21 protein-coding genes and 3 pseudogenes are annotated in these 23985 nt (G+C 61.6%); 16 read left to right on the top strand and 8 right to left on the bottom strand.

The features are described from left to right. Nucleotides 1-22 precede the first annotated feature (22 nt). The gene (locus AC07PQ_RS06085) at nucleotides 23-382 is read right to left on the bottom strand and encodes a hypothetical protein (RefSeq protein WP_493185128.1); all 360 of its coding nucleotides are present in this window, start codon (nucleotides 380-382) and stop codon (nucleotides 23-25) included. A 172-nt stretch (nucleotides 383-554) separates the two neighbouring features. Here AC07PQ_RS06085 and AC07PQ_RS06080 point away from each other — a divergent pair, with 172 nt between their 5' ends. From AC07PQ_RS06080 to AC07PQ_RS06070, 3 genes and pseudogenes are all read left to right on the top strand, one after another. After that, the gene (locus AC07PQ_RS06080; RefSeq protein WP_493185129.1) at nucleotides 555-2000 is read left to right on the top strand and encodes a SulP family inorganic anion transporter; all 1446 of its coding nucleotides are present in this window, start codon (nucleotides 555-557) and stop codon (nucleotides 1998-2000) included. Between the two features lie 263 nt (nucleotides 2001-2263). Then, nucleotides 2264-3034, top strand: a pseudogene (locus tag AC07PQ_RS06075) (MCP four helix bundle domain-containing protein); the annotation flags it as partial. After that, nucleotides 3029-3892, top strand: coding sequence for a methyl-accepting chemotaxis protein (locus tag AC07PQ_RS06070; protein ID WP_370686802.1), 864 nt, complete (start codon nucleotides 3029-3031; stop codon nucleotides 3890-3892). The pseudogene AC07PQ_RS06075 and the gene AC07PQ_RS06070, both read left to right, overlap by 6 nt. 37 nt (nucleotides 3893-3929) lie before the next feature. Here AC07PQ_RS06070 and AC07PQ_RS06065 read toward each other — a convergent pair whose 3' ends face one another. After that, the gene (locus AC07PQ_RS06065; protein WP_493185130.1) at nucleotides 3930-5264 is read right to left on the bottom strand and encodes an aminotransferase-like domain-containing protein; all 1335 of its coding nucleotides are present in this window, start codon (nucleotides 5262-5264) and stop codon (nucleotides 3930-3932) included. A 127-nt stretch (nucleotides 5265-5391) separates the two neighbouring features. Between AC07PQ_RS06065 and AC07PQ_RS06060 the strand changes: the two genes are divergently transcribed. Next, complete coding sequence (locus AC07PQ_RS06060; RefSeq protein WP_062825382.1) at nucleotides 5392-6288, top strand: DMT family transporter; 897 nt, start codon at nucleotides 5392-5394, stop codon at nucleotides 6286-6288. 417 nt (nucleotides 6289-6705) lie between these two features. Here AC07PQ_RS06060 and AC07PQ_RS06055 read toward each other — a convergent pair whose 3' ends face one another. Continuing rightward, the gene (locus AC07PQ_RS06055; protein ID WP_007924875.1) at nucleotides 6706-7035 is read right to left on the bottom strand and encodes a hypothetical protein; all 330 of its coding nucleotides are present in this window, start codon (nucleotides 7033-7035) and stop codon (nucleotides 6706-6708) included. Between the two features lie 272 nt (nucleotides 7036-7307). On the opposite strand from AC07PQ_RS06055, the gene AC07PQ_RS06050 reads away from it, so the two are divergent. The 6 genes and pseudogenes from AC07PQ_RS06050 to AC07PQ_RS06025 all read left to right on the top strand — a co-directional run bounded on the left by AC07PQ_RS06050 (nucleotide 7308) and on the right by AC07PQ_RS06025 (nucleotide 12645). Beyond that, on the top strand, nucleotides 7308-7736 hold the full coding sequence (locus AC07PQ_RS06050; RefSeq protein ID WP_087088203.1) for a hypothetical protein: 429 nt from the start codon (nucleotides 7308-7310) through the stop codon (nucleotides 7734-7736). Between the two features lie 36 nt (nucleotides 7737-7772). Further along, entirely contained in the window at nucleotides 7773-8267 is a 495-nt protein-coding gene (locus AC07PQ_RS06045) for a PaaI family thioesterase (RefSeq protein ID WP_493185131.1), read from the top strand. A gap of 258 nt (nucleotides 8268-8525) precedes the next feature. Next, a pseudogene (locus tag AC07PQ_RS06040) lies at nucleotides 8526-9374 on the top strand (pyocin-S2/colicin E7-DNase domain-containing protein); the annotation flags it as partial. Between the two features lie 4 nt (nucleotides 9375-9378). Next, the gene (locus AC07PQ_RS06035; protein ID WP_087088209.1) at nucleotides 9379-9636 is read left to right on the top strand and encodes a bacteriocin immunity protein; all 258 of its coding nucleotides are present in this window, start codon (nucleotides 9379-9381) and stop codon (nucleotides 9634-9636) included. A 57-nt stretch (nucleotides 9637-9693) separates the two neighbouring features. Continuing rightward, on the top strand, nucleotides 9694-10311 hold the full coding sequence (locus AC07PQ_RS06030) for a hypothetical protein (protein WP_493185132.1): 618 nt from the start codon (nucleotides 9694-9696) through the stop codon (nucleotides 10309-10311). Between the two features lie 132 nt (nucleotides 10312-10443). Then, complete coding sequence (locus AC07PQ_RS06025) at nucleotides 10444-12645, top strand: OsmC domain/YcaO domain-containing protein (protein WP_493185133.1); 2202 nt, start codon at nucleotides 10444-10446, stop codon at nucleotides 12643-12645. A 157-nt stretch (nucleotides 12646-12802) separates the two neighbouring features. On the opposite strand, the gene AC07PQ_RS06020 is transcribed toward AC07PQ_RS06025, so the two are convergent. Beyond that, nucleotides 12803-14020, bottom strand: a complete 1218-nt coding sequence (locus AC07PQ_RS06020) for an MFS transporter (protein WP_493185134.1) — start codon at nucleotides 14018-14020, stop codon at nucleotides 12803-12805. A gap of 155 nt (nucleotides 14021-14175) precedes the next feature. Between AC07PQ_RS06020 and AC07PQ_RS06015 the strand changes: the two genes are divergently transcribed. After that, complete coding sequence (locus AC07PQ_RS06015) at nucleotides 14176-15117, top strand: LysR family transcriptional regulator (protein WP_493185324.1); 942 nt, start codon at nucleotides 14176-14178, stop codon at nucleotides 15115-15117. 51 nt (nucleotides 15118-15168) lie between these two features. Here AC07PQ_RS06015 and AC07PQ_RS06010 read toward each other — a convergent pair whose 3' ends face one another. The 3 genes from AC07PQ_RS06010 to AC07PQ_RS06000 all read right to left on the bottom strand — a co-directional run bounded on the left by AC07PQ_RS06010 (nucleotide 15169) and on the right by AC07PQ_RS06000 (nucleotide 19571). After that, nucleotides 15169-18006 carry a TonB-dependent receptor gene (locus AC07PQ_RS06010; RefSeq protein WP_493185135.1) on the bottom strand — a complete coding sequence of 946 codons (2838 nt, stop codon included), beginning with the start codon at nucleotides 18004-18006 and terminating at the stop codon, nucleotides 15169-15171. Between the two features lie 96 nt (nucleotides 18007-18102). Then, nucleotides 18103-19068, bottom strand: a complete 966-nt coding sequence (locus AC07PQ_RS06005; protein ID WP_493185136.1) for a FecR domain-containing protein — start codon at nucleotides 19066-19068, stop codon at nucleotides 18103-18105. Beyond that, nucleotides 19065-19571: a sigma-70 family RNA polymerase sigma factor gene (locus tag AC07PQ_RS06000; RefSeq protein WP_493185137.1), complete on the bottom strand. Its 507-nt coding sequence runs from the start codon at nucleotides 19569-19571 to the stop codon at nucleotides 19065-19067. Before AC07PQ_RS06000 ends, AC07PQ_RS06005 begins: the two co-directional genes overlap by 4 nt. Nucleotides 19572-19854: 283 nt before the next feature. Between AC07PQ_RS06000 and AC07PQ_RS05995 the strand changes: the two genes are divergently transcribed. The 4 genes and pseudogenes from AC07PQ_RS05995 (at nucleotide 19855) to AC07PQ_RS05980 (ending at nucleotide 22439) form a co-directional block, all read left to right on the top strand. Further along, complete coding sequence (locus tag AC07PQ_RS05995) at nucleotides 19855-20157, top strand: hypothetical protein (protein ID WP_053260562.1); 303 nt, start codon at nucleotides 19855-19857, stop codon at nucleotides 20155-20157. 280 nt (nucleotides 20158-20437) lie between these two features. Beyond that, nucleotides 20438-20701, top strand: a complete 264-nt coding sequence (locus AC07PQ_RS05990) for a hypothetical protein (protein ID WP_007922928.1) — start codon at nucleotides 20438-20440, stop codon at nucleotides 20699-20701. Then, nucleotides 20698-21462: pseudogene (locus AC07PQ_RS05985) on the top strand (Fic/DOC family protein). Before AC07PQ_RS05990 ends, AC07PQ_RS05985 begins: the two are co-directional and overlap by 4 nt. A 224-nt stretch (nucleotides 21463-21686) precedes the next feature. Next, nucleotides 21687-22439, top strand: a complete 753-nt coding sequence (locus AC07PQ_RS05980) for a carbonic anhydrase (protein ID WP_457276086.1) — start codon at nucleotides 21687-21689, stop codon at nucleotides 22437-22439. 125 nt (nucleotides 22440-22564) lie between these two features. On the opposite strand, the gene AC07PQ_RS05975 is transcribed toward AC07PQ_RS05980, so the two are convergent. Then, nucleotides 22565-22837 carry a hypothetical protein gene (locus AC07PQ_RS05975; protein ID WP_493185138.1) on the bottom strand — a complete coding sequence of 91 codons (273 nt, stop codon included), beginning with the start codon at nucleotides 22835-22837 and terminating at the stop codon, nucleotides 22565-22567. A gap of 488 nt (nucleotides 22838-23325) precedes the next feature. Between AC07PQ_RS05975 and AC07PQ_RS05970 the strand changes: the two genes are divergently transcribed. Beyond that, complete coding sequence (locus AC07PQ_RS05970; protein WP_146021813.1) at nucleotides 23326-23877, top strand: hypothetical protein; 552 nt, start codon at nucleotides 23326-23328, stop codon at nucleotides 23875-23877. Nucleotides 23878-23985: the final 108 nt, after the last annotated feature.

The raw sequence follows: 23985 nt of genomic DNA, 5'->3' as shown, positions 1-23985 counted from the left end.
TAGCCGCGCTTGCCAGCGGCGCTCAGCCCAGCCGCGCCAGGCGTTGTTGCCAGTTGCCGCCGTTGATGCGCTGGCATTGTTCTTCGCTGTCGTACCGCACATGGGCCGCCAGCGCCTGCAACTCCACGCCGGCGTCATGCAGCGCCATGGCTGTCAGTTCGAGCATGCGCTCGCCCTGCCCGCAGGCCAGGGCCAGGGCCTTGCTGGCCTGGGTGTCGAATACCCATACCACTCTCAGGCTGGCGGGAAACGCCGCGTAATCGACCACATGGGTCAGCCAGGAGAAACCGACGATTTGTGCCTTGGCGGTTTCGCAGGCGTCGGTGAGGCTGGCGACCAGGCGGCGTTCGAGACGCGCCTGCTCGCGTTTGCTTGATGACATGGAGGCTCCTTGGCTGCCCGGTATTAAGCGCCGGAGCCGTGCAGTCTTGCCGCCAGCGCCCATCAATACAAGCCCCATGGCTGGCTGGCGCGGCTGTAATTCCGTAACATTCGCCGCCTTTCGATAATCCCCCGCAACCCCGGCCGCCCCTGGCCACCCTCTCAGGTAAACCATGAAACCCGCTCGCCTTCGCGCCGACGTCCTGGCCGGACTCACCACCTCTTTCGCCCTGGTGCCCGAGTGCATCGCCTTCGCCCTGGTCGCCCACCTCAACCCGCTGATGGGCCTGTACGGGGCCTTTATCATCTGCACCCTGACCGCGCTGTTCGGCGGCCGCCCGGGGATGATTTCCGGCGCCGCCGGGTCGATGGCGGTGGTGATCGTCGCGCTGGTGGTGCAGCACGGCGTGCAGTACCTGCTGGCCACGGTGCTGCTCGGTGGCCTGGTCATGATCGCCTTCGGCCTGCTGCGCCTGGGCAAACTGGTGCGGATCGTGCCGTATCCGGTGATGCTCGGCTTCGTCAACGGCCTGGCGATCATCATTGCCCTGGCCCAGCTGGAACACTTCAAGGCCGATGAACGCTGGCTCGGCGGCACGCCCCTGTGGCTGATGCTCGGGCTGGTGGCGCTGACCATGGCCATCGTCCATCTGCTGCCACGCTTGAGCCGCGCGGTGCCGCCGGCGCTGGTGGCGATCCTCGGGGTCGGCCTGCTGGTCTACCTGCTGGGCCTGCCGACCCGCACCCTGGGCGACATGGCCCATATCGCCGGCGGCCTGCCGCGCCTGGTGCTGCCGGACATTGCGTGGAACCTGGAGACCCTGGGTATCATCGCCCCCTACGCGTTCCTGATGGCCATGGTTGGCCTGCTGGAAACCCTGCTGACCCTCAACCTCACCGACGAAATCACCGAGAGCCGCAGCTTCCCCGACCGCGAATGCGTGGCCCTGGGCGCGGCCAATATCGCCTCCGGCCTGTTCGGCGGCATGGGCGGTTGCGCGATGATCGGCCAGACCGTGATCAACCTCAGCTCCGGCGGCCGCGGCCGGCTGTCCGGGGTGGTCGCCGGAACGATGATCCTGCTGTTCGTGCTGTTTCTCTCGCCCTTGATCGAGCGCATTCCGCTGGCGGCGCTGGTGGGGGTGATGTTCGTGGTGGCCCAGCAGACCTTCGCCTGGGGCTCGCTGCGGGTGCTGCATAAAGTGCCGCTGAACGACATGCTGGTGATAGTCGCGGTGACCATCATCACCGTGTTCACCGACCTCGCCATCGCGGTGCTGTGCGGCATCGTCATCGCCGCCCTCAACTTCGCCTGGCAGCATTCGCGCGAGCTGTACGCCGACAGCCATGAGGAAGCCGACGGCAGCAAGCTGTACCGGGTCCACGGCACCCTGTTCTTTGCCTCGACCACCTCCTTCCTCAACCACTTCGACCCGGCGGGCGACCCAGCCCAGGTGACCCTCGACTGCCGCCACCTGAGCTTCGTCGACTACTCGGCCATCGCCGCCCTGAAAACCCTGCGCGAACGCTACGGCAAGGCCGGCAAGCACCTGCGGGTGATCCACCTGTCCGAGCGCTGCAAGCAGTTGCTGAAACGCGCGGGCATCCAGCACGGCTGAGCCCTCAAGGTGGAGCCCTGCGCTCCACCTCGCCGACGCCACCGATATCACTGTGATATCATCACCACCTTTCCGGCCAGGGCCCGTGCAGCCCCATCCACCCCGGAAGACCTCATAAAAGAAGGCGCCACGATGCGCCTCCCGCCTGTCTTGCCTGCAAGAACCGACGACGCCCCGGAGCCTTTCCGAGCGCGCGCCGCTTTGCTGCGAACCTGCCGGATGCCGCGCAGGTTGTGCCTTTTGCCGCCACAAGGAACACAGTCATGCTTTTACGATCGATGAACATTTCCCGCCGTGCAGGCCTCAGTTTTGCCCTGATCGCGTTGCTCGCGGTTGCGCTCGGGGCGTTCTCCCTGCTGGAAATGCGGCGCATGAACGAGCAGTCGCTCGAGGTCGACAGGAACTGGCTGCCCTCGATCGTCGCGGCCAACGCCGTGGCCCTGACCAGTACCCAGATCCGTACCCTGACCCTGCGCCTGCTGGTCGTACGCGACAGAACCGAAGTCGAGGCCCTGCTGGACCGGGTCAAGCAACTCGACGAGCAACTGTCGGCCCAGCAACTGGCCTACGAAAAACTCAGTATCGCCCCCGAGGAAAAGGCTGCGTACGCGCGCTACCTGGGGGTCAGGGCGCTGTACCTCAAGGACCAGCAGCGCGTCCTCGACCTGGCGCGCCAGGGGCGCAAGGACGAGGCGATCGCCATCGTCGACGGCGGGCCGTTCCTGACCAATGCCGACGCCATGCTCAAGGAACTGCTGAGCGTGGTCGAGGTGAATACCCACGGCGGCGAAGTGGCCGCCACGCGCAGCAACGAAGTGTTCCACAGCGCGGTCGGGCTGGTGTTGGCGATCCTGGCCATCGTGCTGGTGCTGACCGTCGGCCTGGCCATAGTGCTGACCCGCAGTATCGTGCGGCCGCTGAGCCAGGCCGTGGCAGTCGCCGAAACCATCGCCAGCGGCGACCTGTGCCATGCCATCAGCGTGACCGGCAACGACGAACCGGCACGCCTGCTGCACGCCCTGCAACGCATGCAGAACAGCCTGCGCAGCACCCTGCAGAAGATTGCCGATTCCTCCAGCCAGCTGGCGTCGGCCGCCGAGGAACTGCATGCGGTGACCGAGGATTCCAGCAAGACCCTGCACCAGCAGAGCAACGAGCTGGAACAGGCCGCCACCGCGGTCAACGAAATGACCGCTGCGGTGGAAGAAGTGGCGCGCAACGCCGTCAGCACCTCCGAAGCATCCCGGGAAACCGACGCCACCGCCCACCACGGCCGGCAGCAGGTGCAGCACACCGTCGACTCCATCGGCGACCTGGCCGACGAAGTGACCCGCACCTGCGAGCAGGTCGAGCACCTGGCGGTGGATGTGCGCAATATCGGCCAGGTCCTGGAGGTGATCCGCTCGATCGCCGAGCAGACCAACCTGCTGGCCCTCAACGCGGCCATCGAGGCCGCCCGGGCCGGCGACGCCGGACGCGGTTTCGCCGTGGTCGCCGATGAGGTGCGGGCCCTCGCCCATCGCACCCAGCAGTCGACCCAGGAAATCGAAAGCATGATCAACACCATCGAAGAAGGCACCGAAGGCGCGGTCAGCGCCATGCGCCACAGCAACGAACGCGCCCACCTGACCCTGGAAGCCGCCCGCGCTTCGGGCCTGGCCCTGGACCAGATCACCCAGGCCATCACCTCGATCAACGAACGCAACATGGTGATCGCCAGCGCCAGCGAAGAGCAGGCCCAGGTCGCCCGCGAGGTGGACCGCAACCTGGTGAACATCCGCGACCTGGCGACCCAGACCTCGGCCGGAGCCAACCAGAGCAACGCCGCCAGCCAGGACCTGTCGCGCCTGGCGGTGGAACTCAACGGCTTGGTAACCCAGTTCAAGGTCTGACGGCCAACGGGCTCCCGCGCCTTGCCGCGCGGGGCCTTCAGTAGGCGTATTGAGCAATCACCTTGCGCACCCTTTCCAGTGCCACCCGCAGTTGATCCATATCGACCGAGCCCAGGGCCAGGCGAATCGCGTGGGGCACCGGCGCGGCGCTGACAAAGGGCTCGGCGGTGGACACCGAGACATTCTCCCGCAGCAAGGCCATGGCCACCTGATCGGCACGGACCTCCTCGGGCAGCGGCAGCCAGAGGAAATAGGACGCCGGATGCCCGGTGTACGCCAGGCCGTCCAGCACCTCCCTGGCCAGCGCCTGCCGGGCTTGCGCATCCTGGCGCTTCTCGGTTTCCAGGCGCGCCACGGTGCCGTCGTCGATCCAGTTGCAGACCAGCGCCGTCATCACCCCGGGGGTGTTCCAGGTGGTCGCGCGGATCACCCGTTCGATCAGCGGCACCCAGGCCGGCGGCGCGACGACAAAACCGACCCGCAGTCCGGTGGCGACATTCTTGGAAAAGCCCGACACATACACCGTCAGTTCCGGCGCCAGGGCCGCCAGCGGCGCGGGCGGATCCTCGGCGAGAAAGGCATAGGCGGCGTCTTCGATAATCAGCAGGCGATGCTGGCGGGCTATGTGCACCAGACGCTCGCGCCACGCCAGATCCAGCACCCAACCCATGGGGTTGTGCAGGGTCGGCATGGCGTACACCGCCCGCACCCGTCGGCTGCGACACAGCTGCTCGAAGGCCGCCAGGTCGGGACCGTGCTCGGTCAGGGCAATCGACACCAGCTCCACGCCGTGGGCGTCGGCCACCACCTTGAACCCCGGGTAGGTCAAGGCATCGGTGGCGACCACATCGCCGGGCTTGAGCAGCGCCACCACCGTGGTCGCCAGGCCATGCTGGGCGCCGCTGACGATCGACACCTGCTCGGCCTCTACCCGCAACCCGCAAGAGACCAGATACCGCGCCACCGCGGCCCGCTCGTGGCTGCGACCACTGTGGGGCTGGTAGCGCAGCAGCGCCTCCAGGTCACCGGCGGCCGCCAGTTGGCGCAGGCCGCCGCGCAACACTTCGGCCTGCCCGGGCAACGCCGGATAGTTGAAATTCAGGTCCAGAGTACCCGCCGCAGTGGCCTGCTGGTCGACGCCCTGGCCCGGCGGCAATGCGGTCTCGCGGACAAAGGTGCCGCGCCCGGTTTCGCCACTGATCAGGCCCATGGCCTCCAGCTCGGCATACACCCGCGAAGCGGTCACCAGGGCCAGCCCTTCCCTGGCGGCCAGCTCGCGGTGAGTCGGCAGGCGGGCGCCGGGCGGCAGGGCGCCGCCACGGATATCGGCGGCAAAAGCATCGACCAGTTGTTTGTAGCGGGCACGGGCCATAGCGGAATGTATCCATGACAATATTTTGATTGTATTGCTTAGCGCTCCTAGGATGGGGCCTGAGCAGCCCAGGCGCAATCTCGCCCTGCAGCGCGGCGCTTACCCTTGAACAGAGCTGAGCCCCTGAATGGAACGGACATCCCCCCTGCCACACCCCACCACGCAAAAGGCCGCGAGCGGCTGGCTCAACGGTTTTATCGGCGTGCTGATTTTCAGCGGCTCGCTGCCGGCCACCCGGGTCGCCGTGCTGGAATTCGACCCGCTGTTCCTGACCGTGGCCCGCGCCAGCATCGCCGGGGTCCTGGCCTTGTGCCTGTTGCTGCTGTTCAAGGAAAAACGCCCGAACAGAAACCAGCTGTGGCCCTTGGCGATAGTCGCCCTGGGCGTGGTGGTGGGCTTTCCCCTGCTGACCGCGTTAGCGCTGCAGTACGTGACCTCGGCCCACTCCATCGTCTTCCTGGGCTTGCTGCCACTGGCCACCGCGGTGTTCGGCGTGCTGCGCGGCGGCGAGCGGCCGCGGCCGGTGTTCTGGCTGTTCTCGGTGCTGGGCAGCCTGCTGGTGGTGGGGTTTGCCCTGTCCCAGGGGCTGAGCGCCGCGCCGGCCGGAGACATCCTCATGCTATTGGCGATCCTGGTCTGCGGCCTGGGTTACGCGGAAGGCGCCAAGCTCTCCCGCACCCTGGGCGGCTGGCAGGTGATTTCCTGGGCTTTGGTGCTGGCGCTGCCGGTCATGGCGCTGCTGAGCCTGTTGCGTGCCCCACCTTCGTTTAGCGGCATCACCCTGCCCGCCTGGCTGAGCCTGGGGTACGTCGCGTTGTTCAGCATGCTGATCGGCTTTGTCTTCTGGTATCGCGGGCTGGCCCAGGGAGGGATCGCCGCCGTCGGCCAGTTGCAGTTGCTGCAACCGTTCTTTGGCCTGGCCCTGGCGGCCACCCTGCTGCATGAACAGGTCAGCCTGGGCATGCTGGGAGTGACCGTGGCGGTGATTCTGTGCGTGGCCGGGGCGAGGAAGTTTTCCAAATAGCGGTTCGGCCCGCCTCGGCGAGACTGGGCTGAGCTTTCCCCTCAGACCGGGGAGATGGTCGCTAGCAGACCGATCGCGATGGTCAGTGCCAAGAATCCAAACAAGAAAATCGCCATCTTCGCCATAAAGGCCTCCTGAACAATAGGTTTTCGCCAGCGCGAAAAGCAGAACGCAGCCTCAGGCTCCAGCCGGCGGGCCGGTGCGCCTGAGGGGTGCGTTATTGTCAGGCCAGATCTGATCCCGATACAGACGCAGGTGACGAAGAAAAATACGGATCAGATGGCGGCGGATTCTATCGGCCCATGGACCAAAGGTCCGGGTACATGAGGCAAAGCCGACATGCCTCGACCCAGGATCGCCGGCGCCCACGCCAGCATGGCAGCCCGGGCAACCGGCAATTGCGCGTGCCTTCCCCGGTTATTTGCGCGCCAGCTTGTAGCGCACGCAATCGTCGTAAAAACTCTGCCGCACCGTCGCCGGCTTGGCCCGCGAGGGGCTGTCGTAGGTCTGTTCGGTAATGCCCAGGGCCAGCATGCGCATCCAACCCTTGCTGAACTTGTAGGTCTGCAGCTTCTGCCGCGCGGCATACAGCGAAACGCCCGACAGTTTCAGCTCCTGCGCCCGCGCCGCCGTCCCCGCGCCCCAACTGCACACATACCGGTCATTGGCCGGCAACTCCTTGCCCTCGGCCGCGACAGCCACGCTGACCAAGGCGAACGAGGTCAGCGTCATCCACACATTGCGCATTTTTCGATCTACCTAACCACCTGAAATTAAAGTGATTTTGGCGGTGATTGAGTGACCACGGGGCCAGCATCGGGCCTTATCGGAGAAGGCAATATGCCTCTCTTTTACTGGCCACTTGTTCACTACGGGCGCCAGGCTCGGCAACAACCGCCGGTCCAGGTTCCTGGCGCAGGGTTTCTCGCCCCCTCCGGGCAGAAAATTACCCCTGCAAGCGTCTGGCTGGTATCGTGCGGCCCTGTGAAAACACGCCGCATGACTTGAGGAAATGGACGTTGAGCACTGAAGAAAAACTGACCGGGGATCTGTTCGAAGTCGACAAGCGCCTGGGGCTCAAGCCCGTGGTGGACTTCAACACCTATCTGCGCACGGCCTTCGGCGACGGCAAATGCACCTGCGGTCGTTGTGTCGCCAGCGCGGGCGTCGAGAGCGGTTATGCCTACCAGCACAGCTTCGACTTCGGCGGTAAAGTCACCCACCGCCGCTTCGCCACCACTGCCGGCAGCGACGTGCTGCTGGTGCTGAAGAAGGCCTGGCTGTCCTACACCAAGGCCGAGCTGGAAACCAGCGGCAACCTGGCGCTGGACACCGTCAAGGAATTCGTCGAGCCGCAACTGCACCAGCGCCTGCTGCCCCTGCTGCTGGCCAGCGGGCTGGTCAAGGACATCGACGGCGACCTGCAGATACAGGCACAGGCGGCCTGAGGTTTTCCTTCTCCAACAATAAGAAAGGTAAGACACATGCACCCACTCTCCCTGCAAGACAGCACCGCGCCGGACGGCGTTTGTTTTGGCTGCGGCAGCCGCAACCCCCATGGCCTGCACATCAAGAGCCACTGGCATGAGGATGGGGTGCATGTGATGGCCGAGCACCTGCCGGACAGCCAATACTGCGGCTGGCCCGAGCTTGTATACGGCGGCCTGATCGCCATGCTGGTGGACTGCCACTCGAACTGGACCGCCATGGCCTACCACTACCGCGCTGAAAAACGCGCCCTGGACAGCCAGCCACGAATCAACTGCGTGACCGGCAACCTCGGCATCAAATTCATCAAGCCCACACCGATGGACGTGCCCCTGACCTTGCGCGCCAGGGTCGAAGGTGAAGTCGGGCGCAAGAGCCGGGTGATCTGCGAGGTCTACGCCGGCGATGTGCTGACGGCGATCGGCGACTCGATTTTCGTGCGGGTCGATACCGAACAACTGGCCGCGGCGGCCCACGGCCGGGAAGCCTGAGCCGGATCAGGCTCGCTCACGATCTTGAAACCTTTGGGAACCACGATCCGAAGCAGGTAAAACCAGCTTACAAGGGGGACGCCTAGTTCTTGCTCGCGACGGCGGTTAACGATAACGCGTGTCGAGTGGATGAACGCGGCGCTCTCAAGTCCATCGCGAGCAAGCTCGCTCCTACACCAGCCCCCACTCTCGTCCTTAACTGATCGGCATTAGCCAGAATCGTCCTGCTTGTCAGCCCGTAAAAGTAAAGACTGCCCTTCAGGCCTGGTGGCCATGCTCTGGCCGTCGAGCCTGGGCGACAGCGCCTTGTACACGCCCGAGCAACTCGACGCGCTGAAAGAAGGCCGCACCCGCGTGCGCCTGCATCTCGAACAACGACCCGACGGCACGCTCAAGGGCTATGGCTACAACACGCAAAAGCAGCGTGGCTGGGAAATGGTCCCGGTGGTGCGCTTTGCTGCCGAAGGCCAGCAACAGGTGGCCGACTTCGGCGACGGCGTCACCCTGATCTGGACACCCGCGGTGGACCCGTCCAGCACCTCCGGCATCCCCCCGCTGGAGGCCGCGCCCCAAGCGCCGCACATCTGGATCTTTCCGCCCACCGAACAGGCGGACACCCTCATCGTCAACCCAATCTACCCGCCGGAGTACAAGGACTTCATCCTGGTGTTCCCGCCGGGGTCTGGGGTTCGGCCGCTCTATATCGTGCTGAGCGTGCGCAAGACGCCCGGTACGGTTACGGGTCGGGGGCAGGACGTAGAAGGTCTCTGGCTCGCGGGGGCCGACTCCGGGTTAGGTTCTCCGATACCCACGGAGATTGCTGATCAGTTGCGCGGGAGGGAGTTCAGAAGCTTTGATGCTTTTCGGGAAGCGTTTTGGAGGGCTGTGGCAGCGAATCCAGAACTGAGTGGCCAATTTGTTCCCGACAACATACAACGTATGAAAAATGGCTATGCGCCCAAGGCACGAAGGCAGGACCATATAGGAAAAAAACGCTCCTTTGAGCTCCATCATGTAGATCAGGTTTCAGAAGGCGGCGAGGTATATAACATTGATAATTTGCGAGTAACCACTCCTAAAAATCATATTGATATTCATCGGAGCTAGAGCCGTGCAAAAAACTTTTTCTGATTACACCGAAGCTGAATTCATGAGTTTTATGCAGGAGCTATTCGCCGCAAACAAAGGGGCTCCTGATGAAGTCCTCGACCCGTTACTCGATGAGTTCGAGCGAATCACCGAGCACCCCGCCGGCTCCGATCTGATCTATTACCCCGAACGTGGCGCCGACAGCTCAGCCGAGGGCATTATCAAGACCGTGAAAGAGTGGCGCTCGGCCAACGGTTTTCCGGGTTTCAAGGAACCCTAAATCAATGGCCTTGAGGCGCCATTCCACTAAACCCACCGAAGCTGAATCAAGGACGATATGAGTTTTTTCAACCGTATCGCAGGTCTTTTTGACCGCGCGCCCAAAGAGCAAATTTCTGGCTACTCCCGGTCAGAACTCCAAGCGGTTTTCACCGAACCTCTGCCACACACTCCCGCCCTGCCCCTTCCACTACGCGCGGTTTCTTTGGAAGACACAGGCGTGCCGGCTTATTACTGGACCTTGCTGATCGACGGGAGCGACAGGGATTCTTTCCAGGCACTTATCGAATCCAGCTTCACCCTGACCCACGAGCGCAGCTTCAACGACCTTCCCGTCAGGCAGTATGAAAACGCCCAAAACCACCAGCGCCTGATTTGCTTTACATCCACCCGGGAATTCAACGCCGTCACGGTGCGCCTGGTAACCAACAGCACTGACTTTCTCGAAGCCATTCAGCGCCAGCGTTTCGCCGTTCCGCCGCCCTGGATAGCCTTCGAGGGTTACGACCCTGCATGGTGGGGAACGCAGTTGCAAGGTGCCCAGGGTTACTACAACGACCAGTACTTCCTGCCGTTTTTTACCGGTTTGAGTAAGGCAGAGAAGCTGGCTTATTACGCCCGCTACACTGCCAGCCAAGCGTGGGCTGCCAGCCTGATGTCAATCGGTGATGAATGAGAGGAGCTGATGCCGCAGGCCGCGACCTCCTCCCCCCAACCACCTGGCCCGCTTGCCGAAAAGCGCAAGACTTCGCGCTGAAAAACCGGATAATGGCCGCCATTTCGTTTTGCTCGTTATTCGGTGTGCCCCATGGAAATCAAGGTCAACTTTCTCGACAACCTCCGACTTGAAGCCAAGTTCGATGACTTCACGGTGGTGGCCGATCAACCCATCCGCTACAAGGGCGATGGCTCGGCACCGGGTCCGTTCGACTATTTCCTGGCGTCATCGGCGTTGTGCGCGGCGTACTTCGTGAAGTTGTACTGCGACACCCGCAATATCCCCACCGATAACATTCGCCTGTCGCAGAACAACATTGTCGATCCGGAAAACCGCTACAACCAGATCTTCAAGATCCAGGTCGAGTTGCCGGCGGATATCTCCGACAAGGACCGCCAGGGCATCCTGCGCTCCATCGACCGTTGCACCGTCAAGAAAGTGGTACAGGCCGGGCCTGAGTTTGTGATCGAGGAGGTGGAAAACCTCGACGCCGATGCCCAGGCCCTGTTGATGCCGAGCGCCGAGGCGCACACCACCTACATCGCCGGCAAGGATCTGCCGCTGGAACAGACCATCGCCAACATGTCCGGCATCCTGGCGGGCCTGGGCATGAAGATCGAGATCGCTTCGTGGCGCAATATCGTGCCCAACGTCTGGTCGCTGCATGTCCGCGACGCGCAGTCGCCGATGTGCTTCACCAACGGCAAGGGCGCGAGCAAGGAAGGCGCCCTGGCCTCGGCCCTGGGCGAGTTCATCGAGCGCCTGAACTGCAACTTCTTCTACAACGATCAGTTCTGGGGCGAGGAGATCGCCAACGCGCCGTTCGTGCATTACCCGGACGAGCGCTGGTTCCAGCCAGGCCCCAACGACGAGCTGCCGAGCGAAATCCTCGATGCGTACTGCCTGAAGGTCTACAACCGCGAAGGCGAGCTGCGCGGTTCGCACCTGTTCGACACCAACTCCGGCAATGAAGAGCGCGGCATTGTTTCGCTGCCGTTCGTGCGCCAGTCGGATGGCGAAGTGGTGTATTTCCCGTCGAACCTGATCGAAAACCTCTACCTGAGCAACGGCATGAGCGCCGGCAACACCCTGGCTGAAGCCCAGGTGCAGTGCCTGTCGGAGATCTTCGAGCGCGCCGTCAAACGCGAAATCATCGAAGGCGAATTCGCCCTGCCGGATGTACCGGCAGAAGTCTTGGCCAAATACCCGGGGATTCTCGCCGGCATCCAGGGCCTGGAAGCCCAGGGCTTTCCGGTGCTGGTCAAGGATGCGTCCCTGGGCGGTGAGTTTCCGGTGATGTGCGTGACCTTGATGAACCCGCGTACCGGTGGCGTATTTGCCTCGTTCGGCGCGCACCCAAGCCTGGAAGTGGCGCTGGAGCGCAGCCTCACCGAGCTGCTGCAAGGCCGCAGTTTCGAGGGTTTGAACGATCTGCCGCCGCCGACGTTCGAAGGTCAGGCAGTCACCGAGCCGAACAACTTCGTCGAGCACTTCATCGACTCCAGCGGCGTGGTGTCGTGGCGCTTCTTCAGCGCCCAGTCGGATTACCAATTCGTCGAGTGGGACTTCTCCGGCCAGGGTGAAGACTCCAATGCCCAGGAAGCCGCGACCTTGTTCGGCATTCTCGAAGGCATGGGCAAGGAGTCCTACATGGCCGTGTACGAGCACCTCGGCGCCACCGCCTGCCGCATCCTGGTGCCGGACTACTCGGAAATCTACCCGGTGGAAGACCTGATCTGGGACAACACCAACAAGGCACTGTTCTTCCGCTCCGACATCCTCAACCTGCACAGCCTCAACGAGGAAGAATTGCAGGCGTTGCTCGAGCGCCTGATAGAAAGCGAACTGGACGACTACACCGATATCACCACCCTGATCGGCATCGAGTTCGACGACAACACCGCCTGGGGTCAACTGACCATCCTGGAGTTGAAGCTGCTGATCTTCATGGCCTTGCAACAATATGAAGAAGCCAAGGAATGCGTGGAGATGTTCCTGCAGTACAACGACAACACCGCCGAGCGTGGCCTGTTTTACCAGGCGATGAATGCGGTGCTGGAGATGGAGCTCGACGAAGATCTGGACCTGGCGGATTACGAAGCCAATTTCCGTCGCATGTTCGGCAACGAGCGGATGGATGCGGTGATTGGCTCGGTGAATGGCGATGTGCGCTTCTATGGCCTGACACCGACCAGCATGAAGCTGGAAGGGATCGACCGCCACCTGCGGCTGATCGACAGCTACAAGAAGCTGCACGCGGCGCGGGCCAGGGTGACGGCGCTGTCCAGCTGATGGCCAGGCCGGGGAACAGCGCCCGCCGTTGAATCGACAGGCGCTGGCCCCACAGGCATAGGAAATGGCCCGGGCGATCAGCGGGCCAACCCGCCGGACCCACGCCGCTGCCGGCTCGAACCAGCTACTTCTCAGCGACCCTCCAACCCCTTCCCTGCTAGCCCCCGGCGACACCTTCCTCCCCCGGCGCCGTATTGCCGGCAATGGCAGCCCCGAGGAAGTACAGCATCCCGCCCGCGATGATGAACAGCATCAGCATGTAGAAGATGTATTGGGGCGGCTGCACCGCCAAGACCGCCCCGCACAATACCGGCCCCAATGCCGCGCCCAGGTTGTTCAGGTTCTGCGCCCCGTAATACATGCCCCGCAAATGGCTGGGGGCGATGTTGTCGATGAACATGTATTCGGCGGGAAACACGATAATCTCGCCGAGCGTGAAAATGACCATGGCGCCGACCCAGAACACCAGGGTGGTCGACAGGGCGAAGCCCGCCAGCCCCAGGACAAACATAACCAGCCCGCCCGCGAGCCACAGGCTCAAGTGTTGCTGGGAGATTTTTCTGCCGATGAGGTATTGCAGGCTGATCACCGTCAGGGCATTGGTGGCCACGATGCTGCTGATAATCCGGTAGGCAGTTTCAGCTGTGGTGGTCACCACCAGGTACTGCGAGAGGTAGGCACTGAACTGGCCGAAGACCACGGCGCTGAGCAGCCCGCCCAGGGTAAAGCACACCAGCCGGCGATCGCTCAGCAACAGCTTGCCCACGGCCAGGAACGGCGCGCGGGGCTGGCTTGGCTCAACGCCCGCCAAGCCCCTGTCGCCCCACACGAAGTAGATAAACAAGAACCCTGCGCCCAGCCCCGCGGACAACAGAAAAGGCAGGCTGATATCCAGCCCGGCCAGCCCCGCGCCGAGAAAGGGGCCGACGGCATAACCGATATTGGTCAACGTGTATTTGATCGAAAACACTTCGCCCCGGCCAGCGGCGGGAAGCAGGCTGCCAAAGCCCGATTTCACGGCGATATCAATGACTGCGTAGGCCAGGTTGATCGACACCAGGCACAGGTAGAACAGCCAGAGATCGCGCGCGACAAAGGTGCCGAGGAAACCCGCGGTGAACACACCACTGCAGACCAGGATCAGCCTGTAGCTGGACATCCGGTCCACCAGGAACCCGCCATACAGGCTCAACAGCGAGCCAATGATCAGCGTGCTGCCGATGACCAGGCCGACATCGGCGATGCTCAAGTGGAAGTGGCCCGATAAGTAAATGACCAGATAAGGCAGGGTGATCGCGCGAGCGAGGGTCAGGATCAGGGACGCTGAAAGCAGCAGGTTTACCGTGGTCGGATAGTTTCTTAGCGTGGCCAGCATCCTTGCCTCATCGTTATCGCCATTATTTTTGTCGGGTTCGCGCTGTGGCAATCGCAGGAAAGCCGGCGCGGATCAAGCATACTGCTGAACCCAGTTCTCATTGCTGATGGTTTTTACCGGGTGCGTGGAGCCAGATTCACGAATAAGGAATGTCTATGTTTTCCTCCGAACGCTTGAAGGGCATCGATGTATTTGTCTGCGTGGCCGAGTCTGGCAGCTTCACGGCCGCCGCCGAGAAAATGCACCTGACAGGCTCCGCCGTCAGTAAAAGCATCGCACGCCTGGAGGGCCGGCTGGGCACTCGCCTGCTGCATCGGACCACGCGACGCGTGACGCTGACCGACGCGGGGATGACCTTCTATCGCACCTGCACCGGCGTGCTGGCCGACCTGGAAGACGCCGAGTTTGCACTGAAGGCCGAAGCCAACGAGGCCCGCGGCAGTGTTCGCATCGACCTGCCAGGGGCTTTTGGCCGCGCCCAGGTGCTGCCGATCCTGCTGCGCCTTGCCCAGGATCATCCGGCGCTGACTCCGCATATTTCCTTCTCCGACGGTTTCGTCGACCCGTTCAAGGAAGGCGTGGACATCGTTGTGCGTATTGGCGGCGCGGATGCCGGGCCCGATACGCTGGGGCAGCGTTGCCTGGCCCGCGAGCGACACATCTTCTGTACCTCCCCCGCCTACCTGGCCAGGCAGGGCGTCCCGCTGACCGAAAGCGATTTGCAACAGCATCAGTGCATCGCCTATGGCTGGGTGGACGGAAGAATCAATCCCTGGAGCTTCGCCGACGACCAGGGCGCCACGACGCGCCGGCAGGTCGCCGCCCAGCTTGTGGTGGGCAATGGCGAAGGCATCGTGATGGCGGCCATGGCCGGTTGCGGTATTGCGCAGTTGCCGTCCTGGCTCATCCAGCGGCAGCTGGACGAAGGGACCTTGGTGGAGGTGCTTGCCCATCGGGCAAGCGAGGGAATGCCGATCAACCTGGCCTGGGTCAAAAGTCGTGAAACGCTGCCCAAGGTCAGGGTCCTGCTGGAGGCCCTGGTCACAGGGCTGACGCCGATAGATGACGGCGACCTGACCGCCAGCCCTGCCCGCTGACAGGCAAGGATCGGCCAGCACCTGCCGCCGGCCGATAGCCCCGCCCTGCCCTCAGAACTTCGTCAGCACCCCCACCCGCAGCGTCCGCCCCGGCGCCGGCATGAAGCTCTGCGCCAGCGGGTCCAGGTAGTAGCGATCGGTCAGGTTCTGCAGCGAAACGTTGAGGTGGGTGTGCTCCTTCAACTTGTAGTTGAGGAACAGATCGAACAGCGCCACCTCACGGTAGACCAGCTGCGGCGTGGTCGCACCGGTCTGCCAGTTCTCGTCGGCCTTGACCGTCGGCCCGGAGCTGTAGGTGGCGCGCCCGCCGACGGTCAGGGACTGGTCAAAAAAGCGCAGGCCCGAGGTCAGGTTCGCCGAGAACCGTGGCGGGTTCTGGGTGTTGGAGTACGAGCCCATGAAGCTGCCCGGCGTGCAGTCCGGCGTGTTGCTCAAGTCCCGATAGCGATTGCTGCTGGCCCGCAGCCGCGCGGCGAAGGCCGAGTCGCAGGTTTCGGTCTTCAGGTAGTAGGTGGACGAAAAGTCCGCGAACACCCGGCCCGCGTCGTAGTGCGACTGCAGCTCCAGGCCGCTGGTCTTGAAGCTGTCGGTGTTGCTGAAGCGCATCTGCCCCATCAGGCCCGGGCTCGGGTCGTAGTAGCGGGTGATGTAGTGCTTGATGCTGTTGTTGAAGTAGGCAATCTTGAGCGCCGCCGAGTCGTTGTCCAGCAGCAGGCCCTTGTGCAGCGTGCTGGCGCCGATTTCCCAGCTGCTGGAACGTTCGGGTTTCAGGCCTTTGCCCGGTGTGGTCTGCAACACGCCCTGGCTGGTTTCGAACAGCGAGGGCATGCGCAGCCCCTGGGTATAGGACGCATAGACGAAGGTGTCTGGCAGCACCTCGACATTGATGCCGAAGGCCGGTGCAAAGGCGCCGCCGCTGTTGCTCTGCTTGCCGGAATAGTCATAACCGCTGACCACCTCGCCCACCTGCGACGGATAGACCGTCGAGTCGGTCGCGCCGAAGTCGTTGTAGCGAATGCCCTCGAACGGAAAGTTGGTGTTGTTGAAGACAATGCCATTGTTCCGGCGCGGGTCCGTGGCGTCGGTGTACTGCCCGTTCGAGTCCGGGAACCACAGCATGTTGCCGGAGGTGTCCGCGTTCGAGACCCGCAGGTACCTCAAGTCACGCTCCTCCCAGCGCGCCGTCGCTTGGGCGACGTGGTCCTTGCTGCGGTAATAGGTATAACGACCGCCGCCCCACAGGGTCAGGCTGTCGACCGGCTGGTATTCCAGCTTGCCGTTCAGGCTGAACTCCTGCCGTTCTCCTTCGCGCAGCATGCGGTTGGCGTTGATGTCGTGCTGGGTGGTGACCACGCCCTTTTGCGGGCGCAAGTCCTCGACCTGGAACGAGCCGCCCAGGTCCAGCTTGAAATCGCCATAGTCGCTCTGCAAATGCGAGGTGTTGGCCAGGTCGCCGCCGATGCGGCGGTCGGCCTGCCTGCTCCATTTGCGGTCCGAGCGATAGGCTTGCGAAGCCGGGGCCGCCACCGAGGTCAGCTGGCTGGTTTGCGCGTCGGTCATCCATAGGCTGGCCGTCAGGTCCACCAGCGGATTGCCGTCCGGCAGGTAGTGGTAGCGCGCGGTGTAGGTGTCGATCTTGGTATGGCCCAGGGGGTACTGGTAGATGCCGCCGGTGCCGAAACGGAAAATGTCCGACGGCATGATTTCGCCGATACGCCCGTCGTAGCGGCGGTAACCGAGGTCGAAAGTGTGACCGTCCGCCGGGCGCAGGGTGGTCTTGAGTAAGAAGGACTCAGTCTCCGAAGAGGAGTTCAGCACCTCCTCGCCGGCGTTATAGGTGGTGGCCACACTCGTCTCTTCGTCGCCGTAACGGTCATAGGTGCGATAGCGGTCCTGGCCCTTCTTGCCGGCGAAATAGTTGCCCTGGTTGCGGTGGGCGTAGGCCGCCACCACGTCGAAAAACTCATGGCTATAGGCGAACGCGGCACTGCCAGACTCGGCCTTCGAACCGAACAGGCCGCCACGGCTGCGGTGCGGTTCCGAGTACAGGTCCTCGGTCGAGGAGTGGCCGTCGCGGGAGGCGGGAGCGACGCCGTTGTTCCACAGGTCGCCCTTCAAGCGCAGGCCGATGTTCTTGCCGTCCTGCAGGATGTCGTCGACGCCGAGGGTGCGCATCTTCACCGTGCCGCCGATGGCGCTGGAGGTCAGGCTCGGGCCCTTGTCGATGGCGATGTCGCTGATCAGGTCCGGGTCGATGTAGCTGCGTTGCTGGGTGCCGGCGTACCCGCGATAGACATCCAGCGCCTGTTGCGAGCCATCCACCGTCACCGCCACCCGGCTCTGGCCCTGGATGCCGCGGATGTTCACATCCAGGCCGCCGCCGTTGCGGCTGTCGCCGACCTGCACCCCAGGCTGGCCCTTGAGCATGTCGCCGACCGAGATCACGCCAAAGCGCTGCATGTCCTCACCGGAGATATACACCGAGGATCGCGGCGCCGAGTACACCTCCTTCTGCTCCAGGTCTTCGCCGACGACTTTCTGCGACGGCAGCACCATATCCCCGCCCGCCCGATACAACTCGAAGCTGCCGTCAACCTGGCGCTGATAGCCCAGGCCGGTTCCCGCCAGCAACCGCGCCAGGCCCGCCTCGGTGCTGAAATCGCCTTGCAGGCCCTGGCTGCGCTTGCCTTCTGTCAGCGTGGCGCTGCCCGCCATATTGATGCCTGCCTGCACACCGAAACGCGACAGCGCCTGGTCCAGCGGGCCGGCGTCGATGCTGTAGTGCTGGCGCTCGCCAGCCGCGAACACGGCCGCGCCGCACAGCGGTTGCAGGCTGAGGAAAAGCAGGCCAAAGGTGCGGGCACACAAGGCTCGGGCGGGGAAGATCATGCAAGGCTCCTAGGGGTTGGCACCCACCTGTCCCGGTGGGTCATACCTGAAGGCCAAGCCAGATCGAAAAAACTGCGCCCCGGGGAAAAAATATTTTCAGGCCGGCACCACAGTCACCCAATAACGGGTTCGTCGCTCGATGCGCACCGGCAGCGTATTGGCCACCAGCGCCAGCGCGGCATCGGTGTCGTCCAGCTGAAAACTGCCGGTCACGCGCAAGGCCGCGACCGCTTCGCTGCAACGCAAAAAGCCCGGGCGGTAACGCGAGAGTTCAGCCAGCAAGGTATCCAAGCGCATGCGTTCGGCCGGCAAGATGCCGCGCAGCCAGGCCTGGGCCATAAACGGATCAACGCGGCTCGGCGCCGCGACGCCCTGGCGGTCGATCCGGGTTTGCCAACCGGCCTGCAGCGGCACTGGTAGCCAATGGCGCCGCGCACTGACCTGCACCAGGCCGCGCAGCACCGTCACCTGGGTGCCCTGGCGGTCATGGCGCACCAACAGATTGGCGCCGCGGCCGTACAGCACCGCGTCCGGGGTCAGCAGTTGCAGCGACGCCGATTCCGCCGGCGTATCCAGCGCCAGCTCGCCCTCGACCAACTGCACACTGCGCCGCTGCGCGGTCAGCTCCAGGTTCACGGCGCTGGCGGTGTTCAGCCACAGCGAGCCACCGTCCGCCAGGGCCCAGCGCCGACGCTCGCCGATACTGGTGCGGTAAGTCGCCAGGGCCGAACGCACCAGGATGGAATCCGCCCCTTGCCAGGCAACCCCGCCGAACAGTCCCAGGGCGAGCAGACACTTGAGCACCTGCCGACGCCGCTGCGGATCGGCCCCGGCCGACTCCAGTGCCCGCCGCGCCGTGGCATCGGCCAACAGATTGGCCCCGGGCTGCAGCATCAGCGGCAAGCTGCTGACCCGCTGCCAGGCGTATTCATGCTCGGCGCTCGCCTGCCGCCACTGCTGCAAGGCCTGATGCTCGACATCGCTCATCAGCCCGGACTGCGCGCGGACCATCCAGTCGATGGCGCTGTCCCGCACCCGCGGATCAACCACGGCGCCACTCATTCAAAACGGCTCGCGTAACAGACACTGAACGCCTTGCCCATGGCCCGCTGCACCTGGGCCACGCTCAGGTTCAACCGCGCGGCGATCTGCGGGTAGGTCAAGCCGTCGAGCTGGGACAAGAAGAAAATCTGCCGCACCCGCGACGACAACCCCACCAGCAGCGAATCCAACTGCAACAGGGTTTCGATCATCAAATGCCGCTCTTCCGGCGAAGGCTCCTCGGCCACCGGCCGCGCCGCCAGCGCTTCCAGGTAAGCCCGCTCGATCGCCTGGCGCCGCCAGCGATTGATCAGCAAGCCATTGGCAATGGTCGCGAGAAACGCCATGGGCTGGCGCAGCTCGCGCACATCCTCTTGCGAGCGCATCACGCGGACAAAGGTGTCGTGGGCCAGGTCCTCGGCATCGGCACCGTGCCCCAGCCGCCGATGCAACCAGCCGCGAAGCCAGCCGTGATGGTTCGCATACAACCGGGCGACGGGCGAGGCAAAGCTGTCGTCGTGCATGTCAGATCCGCATTAATGATAATGCTTCTCATTTTAGAGTTTGGCGACAGGCGTTGTACAGCACCGAGGAAATGGCTCGGGTTTTAGCAGAGCCCTGAAATGCCCTCGGCATAGCACATTTGCCCTATATGCCCCCCTCCAACGCCATGCTGAAATAAATCCCCCTATTGAGTCAGATTTAACAGGGGCCGGCTGTGCCAGATTCCCTGACTCCACGTTTTCTGACGTGCCCCGTTGAGGATCGCTGATAACCAGGGCGAAACACTATTAAGGAAGATATGCCATGAACAAAAACTACCTCTTTGCCCCCGCGTTACTGCTTCTGGCGGCTACCTTGGCCGGTTGCTCGACCAACCCCAATGTCTTGCAAATACACAAAGTCACCGCGGAAACCATTGGCCTGGCCTCCACCGACGAACTCACCATGGGCCCCGTCACCAAAGGCAAGGAAGACTTCCTCGGCGGCTCGGAACTGACCTTCAAAGCCACCACCGCCAAGGGCCGCGTCTTCAACTGCTCGACCTTCATGACCCCGGGGATCCTGCTCGATCCGCCGAAGTATTCACGGCTTACTTGTACGAACTGAGCGGGTGGCAGCGGCTTGAAGCAAAAGGCCCCGCCTTGTCGGGGCCTTTTTGTTTTGAGCGAGCAGTAGATTGCCAGGGTTTCACGTAGCCTGATCTCGGAACCAATTGCGCGGCGACAACCCCGCCAGCCGCGCCGCCAGGGCCTCCATATAAGCCCGCTCGGCTCCCCCTCTATAGCGTCTCTTAGTACGTAACAAATCGAGGCGATCAGAAGCTTGGCACCGACATAAACAAGCAGGCGTTGATGCTATGATTTGACGGCTAATGGAGGGTTATTCGATGAGCAAAACCGCCGTTTCTGGCGTTGCCAGTGAAGTTCGCAAGCTTGCCAAGGCTCACAAGGTCACCACTGAGCCTGACAGCATGAGTCGCATGGCTGCCACCATCACCCGCCTTGCCGGTGACTCGGTCGAGCTGGATAGCATTGAGCGATTACTGGTCAATCTCAAAAAGAAAGGCGTACTGAGCAAGAGCCAAACCCTTGCATTTCAGGAGCGCTATCTCCAGGAAAAAAGGCAGGCCAAAAAGAAACTTAGCGCATGAGTTTCGATCCTTTCGGTGATTTCGAAACGGCCGGCTATCTTCGAAATCATCAACGCCTCAAAGACCCTGTCGAAGTCAAATAATCTGAGCACTTTGTCTTCGAACTGAGTATCGAAGAAGCGCTTTCACACTTGGCTCGAAAGAGGCGACCTGACTACAAAGCCATCCTTAAGGTTCACAAGATCCTGTTTGGCGGGTTTTATCCTTGGGCGGGCAAAGATCGAAATGAGCTAGTCCCGCATCTCGCCATATTCAAAGGCGCATACAACGACCCGCACAGCACCATTTTCGAGCGCCCTGACTTCATCAAGAGGTCCGTCGACTATGCGCTCAAGCTGGCGGCAGACAAGAAAAAGTTCCAAGAAAGACCAGGAGAGGTCATGGGCCAGTTGGCATTCGCCCACCCCTTCCTGGATGGCAACGGACGCACCCTCCTACTGGTTTTCATGGAACTCTGCTACCGGGCCAGATTTGCGATCAATTGGTCCAGAACGAACAAAGATGACTACCTGCGAGCACTGAGCGACGAAATTCGAGCGCCTTTCCAAGGGCACCTCGACAACTACCTGAAACCTTTCGTAACTGCCATAACAAGCCGTGACGAGTGGCCACAGATGATCGGTGGCATTCGCGGCCTGGGTGGACTCGACAAAGAAGACATTACCTACGAGAGCCTGGATAACCCGGAAGTCCAGCAGCTCTACAAAACCTATCGGACCCAGCTTCAAGACGCCCCGGCGGTGCCGGGGGCTGATGACTGAACCCGTTGCCCTCAAAACAATTCCGCTCTTCTCTCCTCCGCCTCATGGGTGCTTGCAAAAGCGTTCAGTGAGTCACGCAGCGTCCGAAGGTCACTCTTTGCAACCCTTCGAGGCCGCGGAAAACATCGTGTTACAGACCGTCTAGACTCCAGTATTCCAGGGCCGAAGGTTCCTGGCCCCCAATGGCAGTCATTCCCACCGAGTCGACCCGAGAACACAAAATCATGTGTGAATCATGTGATTCAAACTCCGCCGCAAACACCCACGATCGTCGTCGTTTTCTTCGCTTCGCCGGACTGGGGGCAGGCGCCCTGCTGATAGCCGGCGTACTGCCAGACAGGCTGGTCCATGCCGCCGAAAAAACCGCCGCGCCGCCCAAACCACAAAACGCCATCAGCCCCGACCAGGCACTGCAAAGGCTGATCGAAGGTAATGAGCGTTATGTCAGCGGAAACTCAAAGACCCACGATTTCAAGGACGAGCGCGAAGCCCTGGTTTCCGGGCAGAACCCGTTCGTGGCGGTACTCAGTTGCTCCGACTCGCGGATCGCCCCCGAATACGCTTTCGACACAGCCCGAGGCGATCTTTTCGCCATACGCGTTGCGGGCAACTTCGTAACCGGCGAAGGCCTGGCCAGCCTCGAATATGCCGTCGCGGTACTCGGCGCCCCACTTATTCTCGTACTGGGCCATGAGAGCTGCGGCGCCATCGAGGCCGGTATAAAAGCCGTAAAAGACCACGCCGTTTTTCCTGGGCATATCCAGAAACTGACCGATGCACTCAAACCCTCTATCGAGAAAGTGCTCAAGCAACCCGGGGTTCTTATGGAAAATGCCACGGCGCAAAACATCAAGGACTCGGTCGACAGCCTTAAACAGGCCACGCCACTGCTCACCGATGCGCTCGACAAAGGCAGGCTGAAAATCGTAGGCGGCATCTACCGCCTGGCCACCGGCAAAGTCGAGTTGATTGCCTGAACCGGACAGTGCGCATCGCCTACCGATAAGCCGAGAAAGAGCCCCGCGCGCCGGCTGGGCTCTGCTGGTTTTCGCCGCCTGGATAAACGACCGGGCTTGCGCTGCCCGGCCGTTGGTTGTCGAGATTAAGCGTTCAGCACCTGAGACTTATCGCCCAGGGTGCGCAACAGATCACAGCCATCGCTAAGCAGCAGGCCGATGGCAGAACGGATCTGGGCAACATCTTGAGCGCCGGAAGCACAGTCGAGGATTTCCAGCAGATTGCGGGCAGCGCCGATACGTTGCTGGGCGCAGGTGTAGAGATCGGAGAGCGAGGCGTTGGCGTCCAGGTAGAGGACGGGATGGTCGGTGTCGTTGCGGGTGAGTGGAACGAGGTTGCAAATTTCTGTGCGGGTCATTGGTGAATCTCCATGAGTATTTAAGCCCTGCCCCACCCCGCAACCAAGCAGGGAGTCAGTTGATGAATGAGGCGCTATGCACATAGTTTTTGGCCCGCGATGACCAGTCATCAGTCAGCAATGACGTGCTGAACTATAGAAGCGGTATTCGCTTGAGGACAGTTTTTAGGTGGAAGATTGTTCGGTTTATCGTTTCAAAAATATGCCGTGATCAGCTTGTGAATGGCTACTTTCGGCCAAAATCGATCATTCGAAGACGCCTATGAATCCAAGAGCGATTAATTTTGTTAAAAAAACACCAAGACTACACCTGAGACGAAAGTGGAGACATAGGCCTGGTCATCGTTTCTGGTAGCTGCAGTCGGAAAAATCATCATAGGCATTCAAGAAATCTTCTTTTCATGTTATTCATAAAACTGCACCCATTGGTGTGCGGAAGCTGAACTAGTAAAATACGGAATAGATAAAAACCACGTAGGGACGGATTTATGATACCAATTTATGAGCAGGGGTCTGGCAACGGTATTGGCCATAGCGTTAAAACTTTTTTAGCCGAATTTGAAAAAATCGCTATTAATCATGTCGAAAAAGGCAGAGCGAAGTCTATCGCTTTCATTTTTTATGACTTTCAGGATCGCGATTTTAAGAGAGTTTTAAAAAGTGAAGGGGTGTTTACTCAGCTGGATAGACTTTCTGGGAAAGACCTAAGTATTTTCTATTTGCACTCAGGAAATGATCAGGTGCTTTCAAGTTTTAATTCTGTATTGCTCGCTGCCTTAGGCGCTGAAGCGGCTCGCAAACCGTGCGTTGTATTCTGTAAGGCGACTCAGGAAGGGCTTTCTGATATTTCTGTTGCTAATTTAGACAGCGCAGATTTGATTCATGGCTTTCATGAGCTCTACGGGGTGATTGAGTCGTTTTTAAATAGTCAGACTCCAGAAGTAAAGGCAATTGGCTGGGTTGCAAGTGGTGCAAAATTTCTATCGCTGGAAGTGGTTAAGGAGTTAATTAAGGCACTTATTAAAGCTGGTATGTTTTAATTTTTTGGTCTGCGCTGGTTACCGTATGCGGCTTAATTTGACGTGTTTGTTCAGTTGCTTCGACCCTTAGCTTCATAGGCCTCCTTATCGACTTTTTGATTGGGGCTA

This window comes from Pseudomonas sp. GW821-FHT09E12, from assembly GCF_059416085.1.
The sequence above is the reverse complement of the archived record's forward strand: the minus strand, read 5'-3'. Positions and strand labels throughout refer to the sequence as shown.